The 21,134-nt window shown below is 54.4% G+C and carries 16 protein-coding genes and 1 tRNA gene; 5 read left to right on the top strand and 12 right to left on the bottom strand.

Annotation, left to right across the window (positions count from 1 at the left end):
* Window positions 1-351: 351 nt before the first annotated feature.
* The 3 genes from V7680_RS00680 to moaA form a co-directional block, all read right to left on the bottom strand.
* A tRNA-Asn gene (locus V7680_RS00680) sits at window positions 352-426 on the bottom strand.
* A gap of 74 nt (window positions 427-500) precedes the next feature.
* Window positions 501-1,274, bottom strand: coding sequence for an NAD kinase (locus tag V7680_RS00675; protein ID WP_335651358.1), 774 nt, complete (start codon window positions 1,272-1,274; stop codon window positions 501-503).
* On the bottom strand, window positions 1,271-2,257 hold the full coding sequence (gene moaA / locus V7680_RS00670) for a GTP 3',8-cyclase MoaA (protein ID WP_335651357.1): 987 nt from the start codon (window positions 2,255-2,257) through the stop codon (window positions 1,271-1,273). The genes V7680_RS00675 and moaA overlap by 4 nt, the downstream gene beginning before the upstream one ends.
* Before the next feature lie 316 nt (window positions 2,258-2,573).
* Here moaA and V7680_RS00665 point away from each other — a divergent pair, with 316 nt between their 5' ends.
* Complete coding sequence (locus V7680_RS00665; protein WP_335651356.1) at window positions 2,574-4,439, top strand: putative bifunctional diguanylate cyclase/phosphodiesterase; 1,866 nt, start codon at window positions 2,574-2,576, stop codon at window positions 4,437-4,439.
* Here V7680_RS00665 and mfd read toward each other — a convergent pair.
* Together mfd and V7680_RS00655 are read right to left on the bottom strand one after the other, a co-directional pair.
* Window positions 4,436-7,906 (bottom strand): transcription-repair coupling factor, encoded by a 3,471-nt coding sequence (gene mfd / locus V7680_RS00660; RefSeq protein ID WP_335651355.1) that lies wholly within the window; start codon window positions 7,904-7,906, stop codon window positions 4,436-4,438. The genes V7680_RS00665 and mfd overlap by 4 nt on opposite strands.
* Before the next feature lie 33 nt (window positions 7,907-7,939).
* Window positions 7,940-8,206: an FAD assembly factor SdhE gene (locus V7680_RS00655; RefSeq protein ID WP_335651354.1), complete on the bottom strand. Its 267-nt coding sequence runs from the start codon at window positions 8,204-8,206 to the stop codon at window positions 7,940-7,942.
* A gap of 59 nt (window positions 8,207-8,265) precedes the next feature.
* Between V7680_RS00655 and recG the strand changes: the two genes are divergently transcribed.
* Window positions 8,266-10,323, top strand: coding sequence for an ATP-dependent DNA helicase RecG (recG, locus tag V7680_RS00650; protein WP_335651353.1), 2,058 nt, complete (start codon window positions 8,266-8,268; stop codon window positions 10,321-10,323).
* Window positions 10,324-10,339: 16 nt separating this feature from the next.
* Here the strand turns inward: recG and V7680_RS00645 are convergent, their stop codons facing one another.
* Window positions 10,340-10,657, bottom strand: a complete 318-nt coding sequence (locus V7680_RS00645) for a PilZ domain-containing protein (protein ID WP_335651352.1) — start codon at window positions 10,655-10,657, stop codon at window positions 10,340-10,342.
* A gap of 95 nt (window positions 10,658-10,752) precedes the next feature.
* Window positions 10,753-11,982 (bottom strand): tyrosine--tRNA ligase, encoded by a 1,230-nt coding sequence (tyrS, locus tag V7680_RS00640; RefSeq protein ID WP_335651427.1) that lies wholly within the window; start codon window positions 11,980-11,982, stop codon window positions 10,753-10,755.
* Between the two features lie 38 nt (window positions 11,983-12,020).
* Here tyrS and V7680_RS00635 point away from each other — a divergent pair, with 38 nt between their 5' ends.
* From V7680_RS00635 to V7680_RS00625, 3 genes are read left to right on the top strand one after another with little or no spacing between them, the layout of a single operon-like run.
* Window positions 12,021-12,566, top strand: coding sequence for a DOMON-like domain-containing protein (locus tag V7680_RS00635; RefSeq protein WP_335651351.1), 546 nt, complete (start codon window positions 12,021-12,023; stop codon window positions 12,564-12,566).
* Entirely contained in the window at window positions 12,566-13,762 is a 1,197-nt protein-coding gene (locus tag V7680_RS00630; RefSeq protein WP_335651350.1) for an exo-beta-N-acetylmuramidase NamZ family protein, read from the top strand. The genes V7680_RS00635 and V7680_RS00630 overlap by 1 nt, the downstream gene beginning before the upstream one ends.
* A 58-nt stretch (window positions 13,763-13,820) precedes the next feature.
* A complete protein-coding gene (locus tag V7680_RS00625) occupies window positions 13,821-14,123 on the top strand; it encodes a hypothetical protein (protein ID WP_335651349.1) in 303 nt (100 codons plus the stop codon).
* A gap of 3 nt (window positions 14,124-14,126) precedes the next feature.
* Here the strand turns inward: V7680_RS00625 and V7680_RS00620 are convergent, their stop codons facing one another.
* The 5 genes from V7680_RS00620 to dnaG form a co-directional block, all read right to left on the bottom strand.
* Window positions 14,127-15,308, bottom strand: a complete 1,182-nt coding sequence (locus tag V7680_RS00620) for a vWA domain-containing protein (RefSeq protein ID WP_335651348.1) — start codon at window positions 15,306-15,308, stop codon at window positions 14,127-14,129.
* 15 nt (window positions 15,309-15,323) lie between these two features.
* Window positions 15,324-16,169 carry an AAA family ATPase gene (locus tag V7680_RS00615; protein ID WP_335651347.1) on the bottom strand — a complete coding sequence of 282 codons (846 nt, stop codon included), beginning with the start codon at window positions 16,167-16,169 and terminating at the stop codon, window positions 15,324-15,326.
* A gap of 106 nt (window positions 16,170-16,275) precedes the next feature.
* A complete protein-coding gene (locus V7680_RS00610; RefSeq protein ID WP_335651346.1) occupies window positions 16,276-16,935 on the bottom strand; it encodes a DUF6975 family protein in 660 nt (219 codons plus the stop codon).
* Between the two features lie 144 nt (window positions 16,936-17,079).
* A complete protein-coding gene (gene rpoD, locus V7680_RS00605; protein ID WP_335651345.1) occupies window positions 17,080-19,089 on the bottom strand; it encodes an RNA polymerase sigma factor RpoD in 2,010 nt (669 codons plus the stop codon).
* A gap of 23 nt (window positions 19,090-19,112) precedes the next feature.
* Window positions 19,113-20,981, bottom strand: a complete 1,869-nt coding sequence (gene dnaG, locus V7680_RS00600) for a DNA primase (protein ID WP_335651344.1) — start codon at window positions 20,979-20,981, stop codon at window positions 19,113-19,115.
* Window positions 20,982-21,134 lie beyond the last annotated feature (153 nt).

Below are 21,134 nucleotides of genomic sequence, written 5' to 3'. Positions count from 1 at the left end.
CGGCTTTCCTACAGATGCCTGCTTCTGATAAACCGGTGCCATGATCATGTCGCACCATGTTTCTGCACTCCTGCGCAGTTTTTCCGTACGGCCGTTTTTCTTATATAGTCCGGTCTGTTCGACGGCTTGCCTATTGATTCCGGCGAGCCTTTCAGTCTGTAAATCGCTCTGTCGCTACCCGCTGGCTGGGCCAACGAAAATTTCTCTTTAACCGTGTAAAGTGTGTAAAGTTTATCAGGAAAAAGGAGAATTATCTGAACAAATATTTTTCGCATGGCAGAGCACGCAGTCGCGCACTCTTAATGTGAGATGCTGCAAAGCCGATGGCATGGGATAATGGTCAGTGAAAAATGGCTCCCCGAGTAGGATTCGAACCTACGACATTTCGATTAACAGTCGAACGCTCTACCGCTGAGCTATCGGGGAACAAGCTCGATTCTGTACCGAGATCGTCGTTGTGAAGCGCGCCTATAACAATGTCATTTGGGTCCCGCAAGCCATCAAACGACAAATTGTTCCATAGCGATGCGATCATCCAGTGCATGTTCGGGATCAAACAGCATCGTCAGCGACTGAGCCCGGTCAATCGCGACCTTCACGCGGCTGACATCGCGGACTTCCTGCTGGTCCCCAACGGCGCTAACTGGCCGTTTTTCCGGATTGAGCACGCGGATGCTGATTTCCATCTTGTCCGGAAGGATTGCCCCTTTCCAGCGTCTGGGCCGAAAGGGACTGATCGGTGTCAGGGCCAAAAGATTACAGGTCAATGGCAAGATCGGACCATTGGCGGAAAGATTATAGGCGGTGGAGCCGGCTGGCGTAGCGATAAGCACGCCGTCGCAGACTAGTTCCTCCATCATGATCCGACCGTTGATTTCGATCTCGAGCTTGGCGGTCTGCCGGGTTTCGCGCAGCAGCGACACTTCGTTAATCGCAGGCAGGGTGAATTTGGCACCGGAAATGGTTTCTACTTCCATTTTGAGCGGTTTGACCTTGAAAGCCCGGGCTTTGCGCAATCGCTCGCTTAGGTCTTCCATGTGCCAGTTGTTCATCAGGAAGCCCACAGTGCCCAAATTCATGCCATATACCGGCATGATATTGCGGCGATTGAGCATCTGGTGCAGCGTTTGCAGCATGAAACCGTCGCCGCCCAGCACAACAGCCTTGTCGGCCTCTTCGACCGGAACCCAGTCGATTAGTGATTTCAGTTTTTCAGCGGCTTCCTGTGCCGGCTGGGTAGGCGACACGATCAGTGCCCATTTTTTTTCGCTCATCCGCCCGTGACGTTCATATGACGCTCCAATATCTCTGCGGACCCCTCCAGCTGAGCATTGAAATCATGCCGCAGCGGTTTGAGCCTTAGAGCCTGTTGGAGCAATTGGTCAACGCTAGCGATACCGTCTTTGCGAACGGCTGCCCGCAGGTCGACATTGGCATTGTGACCAAGGCACATATAAATCTTGCCGTCGGTGGTGAGGCGTAGCCGGTTGCAATCATCGCAGAAATTATTGCTGAGCGGTGTGATCAAGCCCAGCCGCAAGCCGATCGGTTCGACCGAAACATAGCGGGCCGGCCCGGCGCTGCGATGAGTAATTGGAGTGATTCTATAGTGATTGGCCAAAGGAGCCAGGAATTCATCGGCGGAGATATGCGCAAGTTTTCTGTCCGCACCGACGTCACCCAGAGGCATGCTCTCGATGATCGTCAGGTCGTGGCCATTCTCCGCGCAATATTCAGCCATCGGCAGAAGGTCCGCTTCGTTAAAGTCGCGAACCGCAACCATATTGATTTTGACGTGGATACCGGCGGATTTGGAGGCCTTAATGCCATCGAGAACGACATTTACGTCGGCACCACGGGTGATCTCCGAAAAGCGGTCAGGATCGAGCGTGTCCATGCTGACATTGATCCTCCGCATTCCGTGGGCCGCGAGATGATCTGCATATTCGGTCAGCAGCGACCCGTTGGTGGTGAGGGTCAATTCTTCCAGTTCACCGGACGCCACTTTTCTACCGAGCCGCTGGATAACATCTTTCATATCCCGTCTGACCAGAGGCTCGCCGCCGGTCAGCCGGATCTTGCGAATGCCGTGACCGATGAACCGTTCGGCGATAAGGGTGATTTCTTCCAACGTCAGAAGCTCTGACTTTGGCATGAAAGTCATTTTTTCGGACATGCAATATTGGCAGCGGAAATTGCATCGGTCAGTGACCGATATTCGCAGATAGTCAATTTTGCGTCCGAAACCGTCTTGCATAGGGCGCCTCAAGTTGATTGAATGGTGTAGGGCTAGCGTTTTACGAATGCGCAGGCAACGCCCTATAAAGGTTTTGCTGTTACGGAAAAAGAAAGTCGCTCGCCTGAAATCCGGCGTTTCGGCATCCAGTTGAAGGAGTTTCGAGGTCCACGATTTATCCATCTTGCCAACGCATCCGGTAGAATTCAGAAATCTGTTTCTGCTTTCCTTCCAAGAGCGCGACCCTCTGGCCTCCCAAATCACGTCATTGGGGTGGCGGGTTCATTCTGCCCGGAGATCGGACAATCTGAGCGGTCGGTTTTTCTCAGCGGGAGCGATGATCGCGGTGATCGATGTTCGCGGAGCCGAAAATGATGGTTTGAGGGCGATTGCAGAATTGGCCTCGACCGCCACTGAAGGCGGGATCGCCATATTGGCGTTGGTCAACAGCAGCCAGAGTCCCCAGATCGTCGAGCAATGCTTTGACTCGGGGGCAACCCATTATCTGGATTATACCGACACCGGGGCGGACCTCGCACAGTCAATTAAATATGCCTATCGCTACGCCGAGAATTTTCGTGGAGGAGCGGAACGCACGAGCCACGAACAGTCGATGCTGACATCTGCGGATCTGCAATGGTCCATGTCCTTCAGTCCCGTCAGTGAATATTGGATCAGCGACAGTTTGCGCGCAGCGGCCAGCGAGATTGATTTTGGCAGATATCCCGCAACGGGCATTTACCGCAATCTATCGAGCGAAGAACGGAAACGCGTGCGGGGAGCTATGGGACGTCTGCGTGATGGGGCAAGACAGGCTGCGGTTCCGCACCGATTTAAAGGTCGTTCGGTGATCCATCATTTGCACGAAGCAGATGGCAGAATTTTTGGTAGAATCGAGTATCTCGCGAATAACGAAGAAGTTGATGACTGGACCGGACGGGATCTGCTTTCCGGGTTACGGAATACAGCCGCTGCCCGCACGTGGGTAAGGCAGAAGCTGGAAGCCGGGAACCAGTTAACGCTGATCACGATCGGCCTCAAAAACTTCCGCATGATCAATGCCGCTTTTGGACGAAATGTCGGCGATCAACTGCTGCGGATTGTCGGACATAGGTTGATGGATCAGACGCAGCGACTATATGCCGGCTCGCAGATTGTTGCGCGTCTGGATGGTCAGAATTTCCTGATCGCCTTGGCAGATATGCAGAGCAGCGAGATTTCGGCTTTTTCGGTTGATTTGTTCGATAGCGTTTTTTCCGATCTGCAATGGGAGGGGCGACCAATCCACCTCGTCGCTCGGGCCGGAGTCGCGATTGGGAATCAAGATTCGAGCGAAAAAACACTGATCAGAAAAGCAATTTTGGCGCTTGCCGAAGCGACAGCGGCGGATGCTCTGCCGATAAAATTCAGCTCCGTTTCCGAAGCGGATGTGCATCTTGAAGAGCTGCTGGAAGATCAATTGGCCGGAGCTATGGGGCGCGGAGAAATCGTGATCGCGTTTCAGCCGCAATTGAGAGTGGCCACCGGGCAACTCACCGGCGCGGAGGCTCTGGCGCGCTGGGAGCATCCTGAATATGGACTGCTGGGCGCTTCGACCCTTTTCTCGGTCGCCGAGCGGGCCGGGGTGATGGAATCCCTGTCCACGCAAATCCACAAACAAGCTTTGACGCTGGCTGCCAACTGGCCCGAGAGCCTCGGTTTCTTAAGTCTTTCGCTAAACGTGACGGCCGGCGATTTGGCTGCAGCGACCTTTGATAGCGATATTCTACAACAGGTCGACAAGGCGGGGTTTGAAGCGACGCGCCTGACTCTTGAAATAACAGAATCCGAACTGATCGGAAACCTGTCGGCTTCGGCCGACACTTTGCAGCGACTTAGGACGGCCGGTGTTCGAATCGCGATTGATGATTTCGGTACTGGATACAGCAGCCTGTCGTATCTTAAGCAATTGCCGGTCGACTATCTGAAGATCGACAGCGGGCTGACCAGTGATATCAGTGGCTCGCCCAAAGGCCAGGTGGTGGTGCGATCGATAATCGACATGGCCCATAGTCTGCATCTCAGTGTGATCGCTGAGGGCGTGGAAACCGAATCCCAGCTCGGGATTCTGGCCGAACAGGGTTGTGAATATTTCCAAGGTTTCTTGCGCTCTGGCCCACTATCACCGGACGAATTTGAAGCGTTCGCCTTGCGTAGCAACTAAGCGGAAACGCGTTGCGCCAGTTTCGACAGTCCCGTTGTCAGTTGCGTCAATCCATGGAGGCGGGACTTGGGATCGCGCCATTTCCGCTCAATGAACAGTTTGTGGTCTGGACGGATTCTGGCCGTCCCCTTGAGCCTTTCGACATAGTCGAGCAGACCCGGAACATTAGGGAATCTGTCTTTGTGAAAACTGACCAACGCGCCGCGCGGTCCCATTTCGATTTTTGTGATCTGCGCGTTCACGCAATTCATCTTGATGTGCATTAGCTTCAACAAATTGTCAGTTTGTATCGGTAGATCACCGAATCGGTCGATCATCTCTGCGGCAAAAGATTCTATTTCCGGAAGCGTTTTGAGGCCGTTCATTCGGCGATAAAGCCCCATGCGAAGTGACAGGTCTGGAACGTAGGCCTCGGGTATCAGGATGGGAGCATCCACCGTGATCTGCGGAGAGAAGCTGTCGGTTTGGACCTGGAGGCCAGAGCCCTTTGCTTTCGCTTCCAGAATCGCATCTTCAAGCATCGATTGATAAAGCTCGAAGCCAACTTCCTTGATATGCCCTGATTGTTCGTCACCCAGCAGATTGCCGGCACCACGAATATCAAGATCATGGCTGGCGAGTTCAAAACCGGCACCCAAGCTATCGAGATCGCCAAGAATCTTCAGGCGTTTCTCTGCCTTCTCGGTGATGACTCGGTCTTTAGGCGTAACCATATAAGCATAAGCGCGGGTTTTTGAACGCCCGACGCGGCCTCTGAGTTGATACAGCTGGGCAAGGCCGAAACGATCCGCGCGGTGAATGATCAGCGTGTTGGCACTAGGGATATCCAGGCCGCTTTCGACAATTGTCGTTGCCAGCAGCACATCATAATTGCGGTCGTAAAAGGCCGACATCCGTTCTTCGACCGTCGCCGGAGCCATTTGGCCGTGCGCGACAACATAGGTCAACTCCTGCGCATGCTTCTTGAAGAAATCTTCGATATCGGGAAGGTCAGCGATCCGTGGGACGACAACAAATGACTGGCCTCCGCGATAATGTTCTCGCAGCAACGCCTCGCGTAGCGGAACCGGATCCCACGGCATTACATAGGTGCGAACGGCAAGTCGGTCTACCGGTGGCGTCTGAATGACGGACAGTTCGCGCATGCCGGTCATTGCCATTTGCAATGTACGGGGAATAGGCGTGGCGGTGAGCGTTAGCACATGCACATCCGACTTCATCGCCTTGAGTCGTTCCTTGTGGGTTACGCCGAACCGCTGTTCCTCATCGATGATGATCAGGCCGAGTCGCTGGAATTCGATAGATTTGGCAAGCAGTGCGTGGGTGCCGATAACGATGTCGACCTCGCCGCTGGTTAGGCCTTCCTTGGTTTTCTTGGTCTCCGCCGGTGGAACCAGCCGTGATAGCCTGCCGATTTTAATCGGGAAGGGCCGGAAGCGCTCTTCGAAATTGTTGAAATGCTGGCGGGCGAGCAGGGTCGTCGGCGCGATGATCGCTACCTGCATCCCGGCCATCGCAGCGGCAAAGGCCGCGCGCATCGCGACCTCGGTTTTGCCAAAGCCGACATCACCGCAGACCAGACGGTCCATCGCCTTGCCGGACGCCATGTCGGCCAGTACTTCTTCGATCGCTTGCTGCTGGTCGTCTGTTTCCTGATAGGGGAAGCGATCCACAAACCCGGCCATTTCGCTGGCGTCTACCCGGGCTGGAGTTGCTGGTTGCAGAGCGCGTGCTGCCGCGGTTCTGAGCAATTCATGGGCAATTGCCCGGATACGTTCCTTCAGTTTGGATTTGCGCCGCTGCCAGGCCTCTCCGCCGAGCCGGTCGAGCACAACACTGTCACCGCCTTCGCCATAGCGACTGAGGACATCGATATTCTCGACCGGAACGTAAAGCTTGTCACCACCGGCATATTTTAAATGGACGCAATCGTGGGGGCTCTCGCCAACCGGAATCGAGACTATGCCCTCGTACAAGCCAATCCCGTGTTCGAGATGGACAACCAGATCGCCCTGACTGAGCGCGGAGAGCTCTTCGATGAAGGCATCGCTGCTTTTGCGCCGCTTGGATTTGCGGACCAGCCGGTCTCCGAAAATATCCTGCTCGGTAAGCAATGTCAGGCCTTCTTTGCGGAAGCCGGAAGACAGTGGCAATATCGTCAGGGCCACCGAAGCGCCGATGGTAAGGCAGGATTCCCAGTCGTCGCAAATTACCGGCGTCTTGACGTCATGACCTTTGAGTAGGTCCAATATGCGTGCGCGCGATCCCTTGCTATAGCTCGCGATAATCGCGGTGGTTCCGGATTTGGTCAGATTGTTGAGATGGGTGCTCAAGGCCTGATAAATATTCTCGTTGCGCGCCCGCTCTGGCGCAAAATCGCGGGGCGAGGATGCCGACATCGAAATCACGGTTTCAGATTCGGGTTCGTCAAATTCGCTGAGAACATGGACTGGCGCATCTTGCTCGCGTGACCGCCATTCTTCAGGCGTGAGATAAAGCGATGATGGCTCTAGTGGGCGGTAGCTCGACAGATTTGCCTTGTCGGCTTCAACACGGTTTTTGTGATAATCTGCAATCGCGGCAAATTGCGATTCTGCTGCCGCTGAGCCGGCGGCATCCTGAAGGATGATGCAATCATCTCCAAGATAATCGAAAATAGTAGTCAACCGTTCTTCGAGAAGAGGCAGCCAATGTTCCATCCCGGCTAAGCGCCGACCTTCCGAAATCGATTGATAGAGAGCATCACTAGTTGAGACGGCACCGAAAAGATCACGATAGCGGGTACGGAAGCGCGTGATGCTGTCCGGGTCCAGCAGAAACTCTGATACCGGAAGTAGATCCAACGCATCGATATTACCGACCGTACGCTGGTCGGCCGGATCGAATTGCCGCAAGGTTTCGATCTCGTCGCCAAAAAGGTCGATGCGGATCGGCATTTCGGCGCCCGGCGGGAACAGATCGATCAGACCGCCACGGGCGGCAAATTCGCCGCTATCGGCCACGGTGTCGACCCGGACAAAACCGTTGGCATAGAGAAATGCGATCAGCTTTTCCTGTTCGACAATCGTGCCAGGCGCAAGATGGGTTACAAATTCCCTGATCCGTGAAGGAGTCAGGACACGCTGGGTTATGGCATTTACCGTGGTGACAACCAGTTGCCCTCCCGTGCTGGGAAGGGCCAACTTCGCCAAAGCAGCAAGCCTGTCTGACGTCGTATGGAGTGCAGGAGAGGCGCGGTCGTAGGGCAGGCAGTCCCAGGCCGGAAATTCGATGACTTCCAAAGTGGGCTCAAAAAAGCGGGCCGCTTCGGCTACCGCGCTCATTGCTGCGTCATCGGTCGCGACGAACATTGTCCGTTGTCCCGAATTGGTCGCAATTTCTGACAGAAACAGCGGGCGATAACCAGCGGGGATGCCGGCCAATGTCATGCCTTTTTCCGCGGATGATAATCTATCTAGATAAGACATGTTCAATGGGCTTTTGGAAAAGGAGGACGGGAATTATTTTGTTGCGTCAATATAGTCGAGTCGCTGCATAGCGTCCATTTGCGGGCCGCTAAAAGTTTCCGGAACGGGTAATGTTCCGATCGCCCAGGCCATGACATCTACATCATCTTCGACGAGCAGGTTTTCAAACCAGTCGATTTCATTTTCCGACCAGTCTTGACTATAGCGATCAAAAAAACCACCGATCAAAAAATCGGCTTCCCGGGTTCCGCGATGCCATGCGCGAAATTGAAGCCGTTTCAGCTTTGTTTCGCGGTCCATAATTGCTGCTCCAACTTGGCTGGTATAATGTACCAGCGACGGTATAAAGGCGGATAGACATGCGGCCCGAGATACTCAATCCATTATTTGGTGAAACCCAGTCGCTCAAGGGCGTCGGCAAGGCATTGGCCAAGCCGCTCGAGAAGTTGCGGCTGACGCGGATCAAGGATTTGCTCTATCATCAGCCGAGCTACTGGATGCAGCGGAAACGGGTCGATGAACTGGATGAAATCGATGTCGGCGAGACCATCATTGTTCAGGTAACTCCGGTCGACTATCGCAGCGGCGGTCCGCGCAGCCCGCTGCGGGTGCACGCAACGGATCAGGCTGGAAATTATATCAGCCTGACCTTTTTCGGTCGGAACCCGGGCTGGCCAAAAAAATTATTGCCGCTTGGCGAACCAAAAGTCATTTCGGGCAAGCTCGAGCGCTATGGTGACGAACTGCAAATCGTCCACCCCGATCAGATTCTCGAACCGGAACAGGCCAACAGCATTGCGCTGTTGGAGCCGATTTATCCCCTGTCAGACGGACTCGGGAATGTCCGGATGCGGCAACTGACTGCACAGGCGCTCGCGCTCGCGCCGGAATTGCCTGAATGGGTGGAACCAAGCCAGCTTGCGGCCAGGGGCTGGAAGAGTTGGAAGGATAGTATCACTGCCCTTCATAGCGCTAAAGGCGAGAGCGCCAATGATCGTCTGGCCTATGACGAGGTCTTCGCCAACCAACTGGCGTTCATGCTGGTCCGTGCCAGCAACCGCAGCAAAAAGGGTATCCCCATCCAGGGTGACGGACGCCTGCGTGACACGCTGACGCTGCCTTTTGAACTGACCAATGCCCAGAAACGCTGCATCGCCGAGATAGAAGGCGATCTAGCGCAAACCGCTCCGATGCTAAGACTGCTTCAGGGCGATGTTGGCTCGGGCAAGACCCTGGTCGCCCTGATGGCTCTGCTATCTGCGGTTGAAGCGGGATATCAGGGGGCCTTGCTGGCCCCGACAGAAATTCTGGCGCGTCAGCATTATGAAGGATTGCAGAAATTATTGACCGGCTTGCCGGTCAATCTCGCGATCCTGACCAGGCGTGACAAGGGTAAGGTTCGCGAAGCGACTCTGATGGGGTTGATGGATGGTTCGATCGATATATTGATCGGAACCCACGCGATTTTTCAGGAGCATGTCCGGTATAAAAACCTCGCCGTCGCGGTTATCGACGAGCAGCATAAATTCGGGGTTTCCCAAAGGCTGATGCTGACGCAAAAAGCCGAACGGACGCCGCATCTTCTGGCGATGACCGCGACGCCCATACCGCGGACACTCACGCTCAGCCAGTATGGGGAAATGGATGTTTCCCGTATCGATGAACTACCTCCGGGGCGGCAATCCATTGATACTAGCGTCGTTTCCGGCGCGCGTATGCCGGACATCGTCGACGGTCTTGCCCGCCACATCGCCGCAGGCGGTCAGGCTTATTGGGTCTGTCCTTTGGTGGAAGAAAGCGAGAAGAGCGATCTGGCGGCAGCGGAGGAACGGGCAGCTAGTCTACAAGCGCGTTTTGGCGATCAGGTTGGCTTGGTCCACGGCCGGATGAAGGGGCCCGAGAAAGACCTCGTGATGGGGCGGTTTCAGCGAGATGAAATTAAGGTTCTTGTCGCCACCACGGTCATCGAAGTCGGAGTCGATGTCCCCAACGCCAGCCTGATGATCATCGAAGCGGCGGATCGCTTCGGTCTCGCCCAATTACACCAGCTGCGCGGCCGGGTTGGTCGCGGGAGCGTAAAATCGAACTGCCTGTTGATTCGGGGCGATACGCTGAGCGAAACGGCCCGTGCCCGTCTTTCGCTGATGCGTGAAACGAATGACGGCTTTCGTATTGCGGAGGAGGATCTCCGATTGCGCGGGGCAGGGGAATTGCTGGGAACCCGGCAATCTGGCGATGCTGGCTTTCGGGTTGCGACGCCCACCCAGGTCAATGAACTGATCGGACCGGCGACTGACGATGCCCGTTTACTCCTAGACCGCGATGGTGGACTGGATAGCGAAAGAGGGCAGGCGGCGCGGATAGCGCTTTATCTGTTTGAACGGGATTGGGGTGTCAGCTTGTTGCGCAGCGGATGAAAGCTAGCGCTAGATTTTAGAGATTGTTGATCTTGTCGATCATCGCCACGAAATCGGGCTCGCGGATCACTCTTTCAAATTCGAAGCCGCAGCGCCCCTGATGGGACCAGACCAGATAGGCCTCGATCCGTCCGGCTACTGGCAAGCGGACAATCACTCTGTCGCCTTTTTCCATTTCCAGAATTTCGCCGACCATCAGGCCATGCGCGGAAATATTGGTAATCCTGATCAGCTTCTCCTGATCAGGGTGAAATTCGCAAATGGTTTCAAAATCGACCGGAAAGCGAGTGGCGCGGCGCGGATCTGGCGATGTGTGATTCTGTACGCTAGTCATGTCGTGCGAGCTCCCAAAAAGGCTTGAACGCGACAATAACCAATGATTAAGAATAAAAGGTAAATGCTGGTAAATTGTGGCGGGAAGGCTTCAAATCAGGGCTTTCGCAACAGGCCATGTTTTTTCTTGCCCGCCGAGAGTTTTACATCTTGATCAGAGATAGAAATCATATGTCCTGCATCTTTGATGGGCTCATCGTTTACCCGGGCACCACCGCCTGCGATGAGCCTTTTTGCTTCACCTTTGGATGCGCAAAAACCGATTTCAACGAGAGCATCGAGTAAGGATATTTCACTCGATTCCACGATGTGTACAGGTAGGTCGCCACCGGCACCGCCTTGCTCGAATGTCTTTTGAGCAGTTTCTGCGGCTTCACTCGCCGCTTTTTCTCCATGCGCCATAGCGGTGGCGGCATCTGCGAGGACCTTCTTTGCTTCGTTGATTTCGGATCCTTGCAGCGACTCCAGGCGAGCAATTTCGTCCAAATCCAGGTCGGTAAACAGGCGCATGAACTTGCCGACGTCCCGGTCATCGGTATTGCGCCAGAATTGCCAGTAGTCATATGGCGATAGTCGAGCAGCATTCAACCAGATGGCGCCATCCACAGATTTGCCCATTTTGGAGCCATCGGCCTTGGTTATTAACGGGGTGGTGACACCAAATAGCTCAGCACCGTCGATCCGGCGACCGAGTTCAATTCCGTTGACGATATTGCCCCATTGGTCAGAGCCGCCGAGTTGCAACTTGCATTTATACTGGCGCGATAATTCTACAAAGTCATAGGCCTGCAGAATCATATAGTTGAATTCGAGGAAGGTCAGCGGTTGTTCGCGTTCCAGCCTGAGTTTGACAGAATCAAATGTCAGCATGCGATTAATTGTGAAGTGGCGACCGACATCGCGCAAAAACGGAATATATTCGAGTTTACTGAGCCAGTCGTCATTATTGACCATGATCGCATCGGTGGGACCATCGCCAAAGGTCAGAAAATTCTCGAAACTGTCGCGGATTTTGGCAAAGTTTGACGCAATTCCTTCGTCGTCGAGCAATTTGCGCATCTCGTCTTTACCGGAAGGATCGCCGACTTTGGTGGTGCCGCCGCCCATCACAACAATCGGCTTGTGTCCTGCCTGCTGAAGGCGACGAAGCAGCATGATCTGAACCAAATTTCCGACGTGAAGGGAATCTGCCGTGACATCAAATCCGATATAGCCGGGAATGATGCTCTTGCTGGCAAGCGAATCCAATGCCTTGGCATCGGTTAACTGGTGGATATAGCCGCGATCATTTAGTAGACGCAGGAGATCAGATTGATAATTGGTCATGGATTGGTGCGTTACATGGGGACAACGAAAGTCGCAATATGCGTTTGAACTTGCAATGCCATCCGACAACCCCGGTATCCGCCATCGACGACATTACGCTCGAATGGTCGATGTCCGACAGCGGAACAATATGGCTAAGATATCATGCCTCCGGGAATGTCGGCGAAGTCAAACTGCCAGATCATCAGGATACGCCCCTACGGATGGATAATTTGTGGGAAAATACCTGTTTTGAACTATTCCTCAGCGAGCCGGAGACAGAGCGCTACTGCGAATTTAATTTCTCTCCATCGGGAAACTGGGCTGCCTATAGCTTTCCGCGTTATCGCGACGCAATGGAGCCGCTTTCCCTGGTCCAGACACCCGAGATATTCATGGATTTCAGTGACTCGCATATTGCTCTCGAGGTAACCTTGGAATTACCCGTTATATGGGTACAGAACGAACTCAATGCGGGTCTGTCGGCGGTGATTGAAACGCAAAATGGCGAGAAATCATTCTGGGCATTGGCTCATCCCGCCGCTAAGCCGGATTTCCACCACCGAGAAGGTTTTACGCTCAAAATGGAGGCCGCGGAACGTTGATGAAATTTGGAATAGACAGGCTGATTGAAGACGCGGATCTGCGGCGGCCATTGGCTGGAAAGCGGGTTGCGTTGCTGGCCCACCCCGCTTCGGTGACACGCGATCTAGTGCACAGTCTCGACGCATTGTCGGCGATCGACGGAATTAACGTAACAGCGGCGTTTGGCCCGCAACACGGTCTGCGCGGTGACAAGCAGGACAATATGATCGAATCACCAGATTATAATGATCCGGTTCACGATATTCCGGTGTTCAGTCTTTACGGGGAAGTGCGCCGCCCTACAGGCCAGTCGATGGGAACATTTGATGTTGTCCTGATCGATCTTCAGGATCTGGGTTGCCGCATTTATACGTTCATTACTACCCTGCGCTATATGCTGGAGGCAGCTGCGGAGCACGGCAAGACGGTCTGGGTGCTGGACAGGCCAAATCCGGCGGGCAGACCCATTGAGGGCACGCTCCTCGAAGAAGGATGGGAAAGTTTTGTCGGGGCAGGGCCGATGCCGATGCGGCACGGTCTCACGATGGGCGAAATGGGACGTTGGATGGTGAGCCATTTTGACCTCGATGTCGATTACAAGGTCATCGAAATGCAAGGGTGGCAGCCGGAAGGCCCGGGATTTGGCTGGCCGACAGATCGTATCTGGATTAATCCAAGCCCCAATGCTCCGAACGTCAATATGGCGCGGGCTTATGCCGGCACTGTGATGCTTGAAGGTACTATGCTGTCTGAAGGGCGGGGGACGACACGCCCGTTGGAGCTATTTGGTGCTCCGGATATCGATGCGCGAGCGGTGATTGCTGAAATGCAGCGGAAGGCGCCGCAATGGCTAAAGGGTTGTGCGCTTCGGGAAATATGGTTCGAGCCTACCTTCCACAAGCATCAGGCACAGCTCTGCAACGGCATCCAGATTCACGCTGAGGGTCCTGTGTATGATCACCATGCATTCCGACCGTGGCGACTGCAAGCGCTGGCGTTGAAGGCCATCAGCAAGCTGTATTTCGGTTACGAATTGTGGCGGGATTTCCCTTATGAATATGAGGAAGGCCGATTGGCATTTGACGTGATCAACGGCGGGCCGTCGTTGCGAGAGTGGATCGAGAACCCGTCCGCAATCGCCAATGACCTGGAGGCTATCGCCGCACCGGACGAACGGTTGTGGGGGCAGATGCTGAGGGATTTCTTGCTTTATTGATTATGCTGCACTGCAACATAATTATTGCAATGGTCCGAAAATCTGCTAATCTGCAGCCATGTTACCGAGCAAAGAATTTTTCGAAGGCGTTGCACTGAAAAAATGTGTGGCCGCGACCTATAATAATACGTCGTTCAAGCTGGCGCCGCATATTCTCTATACGCGGCACGATGAAATGTATGTCGATGCCGTGCCGCTTGAAAAAGACGGCCAGCCGCCGAAAGAAATCAAGCTCGGAACGTTCAAGCTTTCCGGCTTGAAAGATGTTCGCGTCGAAGATCTGCATTTTGAAAAATCCGAAATTTTCGAACCGGCAGCCGAAAAATATGACGGAACAACATTATTGGCTGTTGAAGCCTGACATTTAGCCCTGCTTGCGGGTCAGTTCTTTCATCGCATCGCTCAGGCCGTCTACGGTCAGCGGGTACATCCGGTCACTCATCAGTTCGCGGATGATCTTGACGCTCTGCGAATAGCCCCATTGCTTTTCCGGTACCGGATTTAGCCAGGCCGCTGCGGGATAAGTATTGGTCAGCCGTTGCATCCAGGTTACCCCGGCTTCCTCATTGAAATGTTCGACTGAACCACCCGGATGGGTGATCTCGTAAGGACTCATCGACGCGTCGCCAACAAAGATCAGCTTATAGTCATGGCCATATTTGTGCAGGATATCCCACGTATTGCTCCGCTCTGAAAAGCGTCGCCGGTTGTCTTTCCATAGACCTTCATAGGGACAGTTGTGGAAATAGAAAAATTCGAGATTTTTAAACTCGCCGGTGGCCGCGCTGAACAATTCTTCACAGATTTTGATGAATGGATCCATCGACCCGCCGACATCAAGGAACAGCAGCAGTTTTACCGCATTATGACGCTCGGCCCGCATATGAATGTCGAGCCAGCCCTGCTTGGCGGTGCCGTCAATTGTCCGGTTGATATCGAGCTCGTCTTGCGCGCCTTCACGGGCAAATTTACGCAGCCGGCGTAACGCGACCTTGATATTGCGTGTTCCCAGCAGCTTGGTGTTGTCGAGATTTTGAAACTCGCGCTTGTCCCAGACCTTGATCGCTTTTTTCTGGCCGCCTTCGCCGCCAATCCGGACGCCTTCCGGGTTGTAGCCCGAATTGCCGTAAGGTGAGGTGCCGCCGGTGCCGACCCACTTGCTGCCGCCTTCATGACGCTTTTCCTGCTCGGCAAGACGCTCTTTCAGCGTCTCCATGATCTCGTCCCAGCTGCCGAGCGACTTGATCTTTTCCATTTCCTCTTCGGAGAGATATTTCTCTGCGACCGCTTTCAGCCAGTCGAGCGGTATCTCTTCTTCTTCAGTGCCGTAGGAGGTTTCTATGCCTTTGAAGACCTTCGAAAAAACCTGATCGAAGCGGTCCAGCAAGCCTTCATCTTTCACAAACGTCGCCCGCGAAAGATAATAAAATTCCTCCGGACTGCGCTGGATTACATCCTTGTCGAGCGCCTCGAGCAGAACCAGATGCTCTTTGAGTGAAGCCGAAATTCCGGCTGCTCTAAGTTCGTCCATGAAGTTAAAGAACATTGCTTATGCCTCTGCTTAGCGCGCTTCGCGTTTCGCCATGAACGCCAGACGTTCAAACAGCATCACGTCCTGCTCGTTCTTGAGCAGCGCACCGTGCAATGGCGGGATAGCTTTACTTGCATCCTTCGACTGTAAAACTTCCAGCGGCATGTCTTCGTTGAGGATCAGTTTCAGCCAATCAAGCAATTCGCTCGTGCTCGGTTTTTTCTTGAGGCCAGGAACGTCTCTGACTTCGTAGAAAATATCCATCGCCTTTTTGACCAAAATGCCTTGAATGTCAGGAAAGTGGACGTTGATAATTTCCTGCATCGTCTGGCGATCCGGGAATTTGATATAGTGGAAGAAGCAGCGGCGCAGGAATGCGTCGGGCAGTTCCTTCTCGTTGTTGGAGGTGATGATCACGATCGGCCGTTCGGCGGCCTTGATAGTTTCCTTGGTCTCGTAAACATGGAATTCCATGCGGTCGAGCTCCTGCAGAAGATCATTTGGAAATTCGATATCCGCTTTGTCGATTTCGTCGATCAGAAGGACAGGGAGTTCGGGAGCGGTGAACGCTTCCCAGAGTTTCCCCTTGCGGATGTAGTTGGAAATATCATGAACCCGTTCATCGCCCAACTGGCCGTCACGCAAACGCGCAACCGCATCATATTCATAGAGGCCCTGATGCGCTTTTGTGGTGGATTTGACGTTCCATTCGATCAGCGGCGTGCCCATCGCTTTGGCGATTTCATAGGCCAGAACCGTTTTGCCGGTGCCGGGCTCGCCCTTGACGAGGAGAGGGCGCCGGAGAGTCATGGCAGCGTTGACAGCAACCTTCAGATCATCGGTTGCAACATAGTCTTTGGTACCGTCAAAACGCATGATTTTCTATTCCTTGCCGTGATAGTCAAAGCAAAGGCGATAGGGAAAATCCCCGGTGCAGGCAAGTTAATCATTTAGTTAAATAAGACGGGAATCGATGCAGAATTTATTGGGACTGGCGGGTATTGCGACGTGCTTCGAGAAGTTGCCAAAGCCCGCGATGCTGGTTGAGCAACTGTTCTGCTCCAAAGTTCAAAGCTCGCTCGAGGGCGGCTGTCTGCGACAATTCATCCTTGAGCGCAGCCGTTGCCGCATCATTTGGTAGGATAGAGGAGCGGGCTTCTACGCCAACCCGGAGGGCGATCGGCTCGAGGATTTTTCTGACCGCGTGCCAGTCGGAAACCAATGCGATAGCGGCACCGATGGCGCAGCCGTTGCGATCCGATTGAGACAGCATTTCCAGCGCCTTGCGCTGGCCATGGACCGCCGCATTGCTCTGGTCAGCCGCGCTGACGCCGGAAACCGGTCCGGCGGCCACTGTCAACTTGGTCAGAAAGGCGCGTTCGGCAGCAAAGCCATCGGTCGCCTGGACCAGCCATTCGCGGGCTGCGTCATCGGTGGTTCGGGTTGCGGCATTGTCGGTTACGCCGGGATGACGACCGTGTAAAATGCACAGAAAATGCGCAATATCAGCGATGTCCGCACCTGACAGAACTGAAAAATCTGCGGCGATGAGCTGGACATAGGGCGCCATGTCGCTGCCATGGGTGCCGACGTGTTCAGCAAAGCCATGCTGTGTCGTCGATTGTGCATTTTGTCCAAGCATCGCGTTTCCGATATCCCGAGAATTGTCGCGAAAATGCAAAACGGCATCTTCGTCCAATCCAAGGTATACAGGTGATTCCTAAAGAGCCGGTTTACCGGCCGTTAGCTATTTGCAAACCATGATGCTCGGCGGAAGAAGCGTGGGCTATTGATCCAGGAAACTGCGCATTTTACGGCTGCGGCTCGGATGTTTCAGTTTTCTCAGCGCCTTGGCCTCGATCTGCCGGATCCGTTCGCGGGTAACGCTGAACTGTTGTCCGACTTCTTCCAGCGTGTGATCGGTGTTCATGCCGATGCCGAAGCGCATGCGAAGCACCCGTTCTTCGCGCGGAGTGAGGCTGGCTAGGACGCGAGTCACGGTTTCTTTCAGGTTAGCCTGAATTGCCGCATCGACTGGGATGATCGCATTTTTATCTTCGATGAAATCACCGAGATGCGAATCTTCTTCATCACCAATCGGCGTTTCTAGCGAAATCGGTTCCTTGGCGATTTTCATCACCTTGCGGACTTTTTCCAACGGCATGGAGAGACGTTCGGCCATTTCTTCCGGAGTCGGCTCGCGGCCTTGCTCGTGGAGGAACTGACGGGACGTTCTGACCAGTTTGTTGATCGTTTCGATCATGTGAACCGGAATACGAATGGTCCGCGCCTGATCGGCAATCGATCGGGTAATCGCCTGACGAATCCACCAGGTTGCATAGGTGCTGAACTTGTAGCCGCGACGATATTCGAATTTATCGACCGCTTTCATCAGGCCGATATTACCTTCCTGGATAAGGTCGAGGAACTGCAGGCCGCGGTTGGTATATTTTTTGGCGATCGAAATCACGAGGCGGAGATTGGCCTCGACCATTTCCTTCTTGGCGATCCGCGCTTCGCGCTCGCCCTTCTGCACCATGTTCACAATGCGGCGGAATTCCACCAGAGAGGTGCCGGTTGCATTGGCGATATCGGAAATTTCTGCGCGGATGCGGTCAACCGCTTCTGCCTCGTTTTCGACAAAGGCCGCCCATTTCTTGTCGGCTTTGGCCATGCTGGGAAGCCAGCCATCGTCTAGTTCGTTGCCGACATAGCTTTCCAGGAACGCACGGCGCGGAACCTTGTGCCGCTCGGCCAGACGAAGCATTTGTCCGCCGAGCGTCGTGAGCCGGCGATTGAACGAGTAAAGCTGGTCGACCAGAAATTCGATCTTGTTGGCGTGAAATTGTACGCTTTCGACCAATGCGGTCAATTCTTCGCGCAAATCATGATATTTTTTCTCGGAAGCTGCCGGGAAATCCTTGCCTGCGGCCAGCGATTCCAGTCTGGTCGTCTGCAATTTCGAGAATTTCTTGAACACCGATGTGATTGTCGCGAATTTTTCCAAAGCGTCGGGTTTCAGAGCTTCTTCCATCTGCGCGAGCGAGAGGGTGTTGTCTTCTTCTTCCTCTTCGACCACGCGCTTGGTGCGGCGTTCGGTCAGTTCCGCTTCTTCGTCATCTTCGCCGTCGGCCGATTCCTCGTCCTCGACTTCGTCATCATCCTTGAACGACGGGCCAGCGGTTTTTTCGCTGATTTCGCCGTCATCATCATCTTCTTCGTCGAGATTTTCCGGGACAGGGTCCTTGGAAAGCATGGCGTCGAGATCGAGGATTTCGCGCAACTGCATTTCGCCGTCGTTGAGCGCCGTCGACCATTCGATGATCGCGTTAAAAGTGGTCGGGCTCTCGCAAAGGCCCCAGATCATGGTGTCGCGGCCAGCTTCGATGCGCTTGGCGATCGCGATCTCGCCTTCGCGGCTGAGCAATTCGACCGCGCCCATTTCGCGGAGATACATGCGGACCGGATCGTCGGTGCGATCGGCTGCGGCCTTTTTGGGAACGGCAGCGGTGGTCTTTTTCTCTTTGTCCTTGCCGTCGATCGATTCGACTTCGTCGCCGCCCAGTTCCTCGGCAACCTCTTCGTCATTCTCGACAATCCGGACACCCATTTCGGAGATTGCGGACATAACGTCCTCGATCTGCTCGTTCTGGTCCTGGGGCAGGGCCTCGTTCAGCTCGTCAATCGTCAGATAGCCGCGCTTTTTCCCTTTGGCGATCAACTTCTTGATCGCGCTATCGTTGAGATCAATCAACGGTTCGTCTTCGGCTTTGGAATTTTTCGCTTTACTTGCCAATGGCTGAGGCCCCTAATTTGAAACTATATAGTGTCGTCGATCTGGGTCAGGTCGACCAACCGCTCGTGAAATAACTGCTTCGCTTCTCTGAGGCGCTGCTGCTCGGCTTGGCTCTCTTCCGTGAGTTCATCCATATACCGCCGCGTTGCCTCTGCCAGAGCCGCTTCCAGTCCGGGGCGCGCTGTCACCACTTTTATCGCTTCTGCCAAATCCTTATGCGCCCGTTCGATCGAAAGCGAAGGGGCATCGTCTGGCATTTTGCGGTTGAAAGTGAAATTCAGCGCGTCGGCCCGTAACAGCCCTTTTGCGACATTATAACAATCTGTCTTCTCCAATATGGTAAGAAGGCCCTGCATATCAAGCGTTTCTTTGCTCATCGCGACATTGATCAATTCACCCAGCAATATCTGCAACTGCGAATCGGCCAGTTTGATCGCGTTGAGTTCCTCGAAATGGCTGGAAATCCGGCTCGGATGGCGGATCAGGCCGCCCAATATGGCCTTGGCGATTTGCAGGTCATAGCCCTCGATCAAAAAGCTCTTGGTTTCATCCAGCGGTTTGTATGAGACAAATTTGGACGGGAATTTGCGTCCTTTGTTCGGCGTAAACCGCCCGTCGGGCCGATTGTCCTTCTGGGCAAAAAAGGCGGCTTGATAGCGGTCATTAAATTCCTGGCGATAATGTTGAGCGATATCCTGATCGGCAATGTCGCGAACATGGTCGGACAGGCGCTTTTTTAGGCCCGCCTTGGTTTCCGGGGTATTGAGCGGTTCCGCATCAAACTCCACCTGCCAGATTTTATCGTCCAATGTCTGAGGCTTGGCGATCAAGGCGGCGAAGGCATGGGAGCCGTCGGAGCGGATCAGGTCATCAGGGTCTTGCCCGGCGGGTAGGGAAATGAAGTGCAGGCTGTGCGAAGGCCGTAATATCGGCAAAGCGCGTAAGGCCGCGCGCATCGACGCCTTTTGACCGGCATTGTCGCCGTCGAAGCAGAGGATCGGTGCCTCGACCATCTTCCAGATTCGTTCGATCTGATGCTCGGTCAGCGCGGTGCCGAGCGGGGCGACAACATCGGCAAAACCGGCCTGAGCCAGCGCAATGGCGTCCATATAGCCCTCGACCACCAATATCCGTCCGGTCTGGCGGGAAGCAGGCGAAGCCTTGTCGAGATTATAGAGCGTGCGACCCTTGTCGAACAGGGGCGTGTCGGGACTGTTGAGATATTTCGGCTCGCCATCGCCCAATATCCGGCCGCCAAAAGCTATTACCCGGCCGCGTGGGTCGCGGATCGGGATCATCAGCCGGCCACGGAACCGGTCATAAGGATCCTTGTCATCGACCTTGATCAGCAGGCCTGCCTCGATCAGCTGGTCCATGCCATGGGTCGCTAGCGCTTGTTTGAGCCGACCGCGCGAATCGGGTGCAAAACCAAAGCCGAACTCGCGGATGGTGCTTTCGGATATGCCGCGGTTCTTCAGATATTCGCGCGCCTCAGCGCCCTCGGGCCCGTTGAATTGCGCGACAAACCAGTCCTGCGCTGCCGCCATGACGTCATGCAGGGAAGCGCGGGTTTCCTGTCGTTGCGCCGCACGCGGGTCGGGGGCTGGGACGTCCATCTGCGCTTCCGCCGCGAGGTCCTTGACCGCGTCCATGAAGCCAAGGCCGCGCTGGTCGGTCATCCAACTGATCGCGTCACCATGCGCCCCGCAACCAAAACAGTGGTAGAAGCCTTTTTCGTCGTTGATCGTGAAGCTCGGCGTATTCTCGTTATGAAACGGGCAGCAGGCCTTATATTCGCGTCCCGCCTTCTGGACCTTCACCGTCCGACCGATGAGGGTCGATAGGGTGACCCGCGATCGCAGTTGTTCCAGCCATTGCGGGGAGAGGGTCATTCTGTAGCCCCGGTGTCTCGACTTCGCTCGACACGAACGGACTGAGGTGGTTCGACACAAACGGTTTCTGGAGCGCTGTTCTCACCGTTCGTCTCGAGCGAAGTCGAGAGACGTTCTTGCGGAGGCTTTGCAAAATAGGACAATTTTTTCCAG

The sequence above is a fragment of the Parasphingorhabdus sp. genome (assembly GCF_036963705.1).
Lineage (GTDB): Bacteria > Pseudomonadota > Alphaproteobacteria > Sphingomonadales > Sphingomonadaceae > Parasphingorhabdus.
The sequence above is the reverse complement of the archived record's forward strand: the minus strand, read 5'-3'. Positions and strand labels throughout refer to the sequence as shown.

Excerpts from the sequence above, each read along its gene's own strand:
- V7680_RS00620 (WP_335651348.1), bottom strand. The coding sequence starts at position 15,308 with ATGTTCTTTAACTTCATGGACGAACTTAGAGCAGCCGGAATTTCGGCT.
- V7680_RS00665 (WP_335651356.1), top strand. The coding sequence starts at position 2,574 with ATGATCGCGGTGATCGATGTTCGCGGAGCCGAAAATGATGGTTTGAGG.
- moaA (WP_335651357.1), bottom strand. The coding sequence starts at position 2,257 with ATGCAAGACGGTTTCGGACGCAAAATTGACTATCTGCGAATATCGGTC.
- recG (WP_335651353.1), top strand. The coding sequence starts at position 8,266 with ATGCGGCCCGAGATACTCAATCCATTATTTGGTGAAACCCAGTCGCTC.
- V7680_RS00675 (WP_335651358.1), bottom strand. The coding sequence starts at position 1,274 with ATGAGCGAAAAAAAATGGGCACTGATCGTGTCGCCTACCCAGCCGGCA.
- V7680_RS00645 (WP_335651352.1), bottom strand. The coding sequence starts at position 10,657 with ATGACTAGCGTACAGAATCACACATCGCCAGATCCGCGCCGCGCCACT.
- mfd (WP_335651355.1), bottom strand. The coding sequence starts at position 7,906 with ATGTCTTATCTAGATAGATTATCATCCGCGGAAAAAGGCATGACATTG.
- V7680_RS00610 (WP_335651346.1), bottom strand. The coding sequence starts at position 16,935 with ATGCTTGGACAAAATGCACAATCGACGACACAGCATGGCTTTGCTGAA.
- dnaG (WP_335651344.1), bottom strand. The coding sequence starts at position 20,981 with ATGACCCTCTCCCCGCAATGGCTGGAACAACTGCGATCGCGGGTCACC.
- V7680_RS00635 (WP_335651351.1), top strand. The coding sequence starts at position 12,021 with ATGCGTTTGAACTTGCAATGCCATCCGACAACCCCGGTATCCGCCATC.
- V7680_RS00625 (WP_335651349.1), top strand. The coding sequence starts at position 13,821 with ATGTTACCGAGCAAAGAATTTTTCGAAGGCGTTGCACTGAAAAAATGT.
- tyrS (WP_335651427.1), bottom strand. The coding sequence starts at position 11,982 with ATGACCAATTATCAATCTGATCTCCTGCGTCTACTAAATGATCGCGGC.
- V7680_RS00630 (WP_335651350.1), top strand. The coding sequence starts at position 12,566 with ATGAAATTTGGAATAGACAGGCTGATTGAAGACGCGGATCTGCGGCGG.
- V7680_RS00615 (WP_335651347.1), bottom strand. The coding sequence starts at position 16,169 with ATGCGTTTTGACGGTACCAAAGACTATGTTGCAACCGATGATCTGAAG.
- V7680_RS00655 (WP_335651354.1), bottom strand. The coding sequence starts at position 8,206 with ATGGACCGCGAAACAAAGCTGAAACGGCTTCAATTTCGCGCATGGCAT.